The organism is Rubneribacter sp., from assembly GCF_965361815.1.
The window spans coordinates 1-2,546 of record NZ_CBDTNW010000140.1 but is presented as its reverse complement, the minus strand read 5'-3'; the positions used below and the strand labels follow the sequence as shown (position 1 = coordinate 2,546).

The 2,546-nt window shown below is 64.8% G+C and carries 2 protein-coding genes and 1 pseudogene; 1 reads left to right on the top strand and 2 read right to left on the bottom strand.

Annotated elements, in window-relative coordinates; all coding sequences use genetic code 11:
• Positions 1 to 335 (bottom strand): annotated as a pseudogene (locus tag ACWKY3_RS10255) (hypothetical protein); the annotation flags it as partial.
• On the opposite strand from ACWKY3_RS10255, the gene ACWKY3_RS10250 reads away from it, so the two are divergent.
• Entirely contained in the window at positions 334 to 729 is a 396-nt protein-coding gene (locus ACWKY3_RS10250; RefSeq protein WP_449316310.1) for a hypothetical protein, read from the top strand. The pseudogene ACWKY3_RS10255 and the gene ACWKY3_RS10250 sit on opposite strands and share 2 nt — an antisense overlap.
• Before the next feature lie 93 nt (positions 730 to 822).
• Here the strand turns inward: ACWKY3_RS10250 and ACWKY3_RS10245 are convergent, their stop codons facing one another.
• Entirely contained in the window at positions 823 to 2,322 is a 1,500-nt protein-coding gene (locus tag ACWKY3_RS10245; protein WP_449316309.1) for a response regulator transcription factor, read from the bottom strand.
• Positions 2,323 to 2,546 lie beyond the last annotated feature (224 nt).

Below are 2,546 nucleotides of genomic sequence, written 5' to 3'. Positions count from 1 at the left end.
TCGGCGAGAAGCAGGCGAGCCCCCACGCGCCGCTCGATAAGGCCCGTATCCCCCTTAAGCACGAATGACTCGGCCGGCAGGATAGCGCGACCGCGGCCGCGCTTTCTCTTCATCGGCAGCGACCTCATGGAGGCGACGGCCGAGCGAAGCACCCGCTCCGCCGACCGTCGCCGCTTCGAAGACGGCGCTGGGCCCGCATGCACCGGAAACGCATGCTCGTCCATGACGATGCGCACGAGCGTCTCCTCGTCGCAGCAGCAGAACAGCTCTTGCAAGGTGGGCAGCCTCCGGAGCGCCTTCCCCTCCGCCGCGCCCTTTTGCTCAGAACGCGACATGGCCGACCTCCTTCGCAAGGGCAGCGGCCTGCGAACACGACATGAGGGCCGCGCAACGGACGGGAAGCCCCTCGCGGCCGGATCCGGCATAACGTTCACCGTCCTCGATCAGCGCGGCGAGCGCGGCCGCATCAAACGGGTCGAGTTGGCAGAGCGGAACGGCCTCGATGAGGACGACGGCACCGGGATGGACGCATTGCGGCTTTCGGCAGAATTCAGACATGGCAAGCTCCTCGCTGACAATGATCCCTTGGCTCAAGAAGATCGCAAGGATCTTGCAAGCGTGGTACGGGCGGCATGGGATAGAGCCGCCATCTATGGACTGCCCACCGGATACGGCGCCGAGGCAGCGCTTGCACTGGCTCTTTCTTACGCGTACATTGTATCACACTAAGCGAACGTTTGTTTGAGATTTTGAGAAAATGGGGGAGAAATCTCCTCGGACGGGAACCTGCGCAGCCCAGCCCCGCAGGCGAAGCGGCGGCGTCTACTCGTACAGCCCCAGCATGTCGATCAGCTCGTCGCGGGAGTGCACGTCAAGCTTGCGGTAGATGTGCCGGATGTGGGTTTTGGCCGTGCCGTTCGCTATGAACAGCTCGCGTTCGATGGAGCCTATCGTCTTGTGCTGCGCGAGCAACAGCAGCACCTCCTCCTCCCGCGGCGAAAGGCCGTGGCGCTTCGCAAGATCGCTGCAGCGGCTGGCAAGCTCCTGGCGCTTCACCACCGCCGTGTCCGCGACGGCGCCCTCCCCTCCCAGAAACGCCACGCCCCAACGGCTGGACAGCTCGCGTTCCGAGAACAGGATCATGGTGGCCGCCACCACTCCGACAACGACAAGCCCGCTCACCACGGCATCGGCTCCCGCCAGTCCGAACTCGGGCGAACCGAGCAACGATTCGACCTGCCGGCCAAGCACCGTGAACAGCGCCCGCACGGCGCGCTCGATGCCGAACAGCCACACCGCCGACATGCCGTAGCGGTAGCACAGGTTCGCCATGACGAGCATGACAAGGATGGAAAACGCCGTGTAGGAGGCGCTCGTGCAGAAGTCCGATGCCGCCTGGGTGAGCACCCCCACGTTCGGCAGGATGAGGAACGCCGCCACCATGAGCGGCAAGGCTATGCGGTAGATGACGGCGAAGTCGAACTTGCCGCCGCGCGCGATGACGCCGAAGAACACCACCGCCGCCACCGCGAGCGTGCCGAACGCCGAATGCGGACCGAACGTCGATTGGTACATCGACGACTCCTTAAGCCCGTAAGCGAACGCGTACACGGCCATGAGCAGGACGATCTTCCACGGAAAGGAGAACTTGGTGGGATGGGCGGCGGGCAGCTCGTCGGGCGGCAGCGCGCGGAAGCCGGCCGCCACCGAGGCGAGCGAGACAACGGGCAGCACCGCCGTCGCAATGCCGAGCCACTCCACCGAAAGCCCCCGGCACACGTAGATGACGAGGGCCGCCACAATCATGGACGCCGAATAGTAAAGCGCCACGCGAAACGGATTGAGGCACCCGTAAAGCTCCGACCACAAAAGGATGACGACCGCGATGCCCGCGCCGCCTAGCGCAACCGCCGCCACGGCCAGCGAGGAGGCCCAAGCCGGCACCGCGATGGACGCGAACATGCAGCAGGTGGACGCCACGAGCGCGATGCCCGAGCCCGCGTAGAGCGGCGTGCGCGAGAAGTAGGGGCCGGTGCGCTTCGCAAGAACCGCGCAAAGGAGCATCGTCGCTATCATCACGAGGTCGAACGCGTCATGCCCGGCAACGTCCGCCGCGGGAAACGACACGAACGAGCCCACGAACGCGATCTCGATCCACGCGCGATACGCGCCAAGGCCAAGGAACGCGATGGGGATGGTCGGCATCCAGGGAAAGAGCGGGCCGGGAGGCTTCGGACGCTCGTCGTCCCCCTTTTCAACCGGGGACTCGGCAACGGAGGACGGCTCCTCGTCGTCGACGATATGCGCTGGCGTCTCCCTCATGCGAAACAACCCCTCCTCGATCGTTCCAGCCTGTTTCATTGTACCCGAACCAAAGGGCGGCGCAAGGCCGCCTCCCCGTGCGCCGTCGGGGGGATATGAACCATTTTGCCTGATGATTGATAGGGTTATAAGAGAGGGTGATGCAAATCATCCCCGTTTCGGCAGCTGCGGGCGAAAGACAGGGAGGCTTGAGGGCGCTATGGTGCGACCCGAGGGAAAGACCC

Bases quoted from the DNA above. Each gene is read 5' to 3' on its own strand.
- ACWKY3_RS10245 (WP_449316309.1), bottom strand. From the start codon at position 2,322: ATGAGGGAGACGCCAGCGCATATCGTCGACGACGAGGAGCCGTCCTCC.
- ACWKY3_RS10250 (WP_449316310.1), top strand. From the start codon at position 334: ATGGCCGACCTCCTTCGCAAGGGCAGCGGCCTGCGAACACGACATGAG.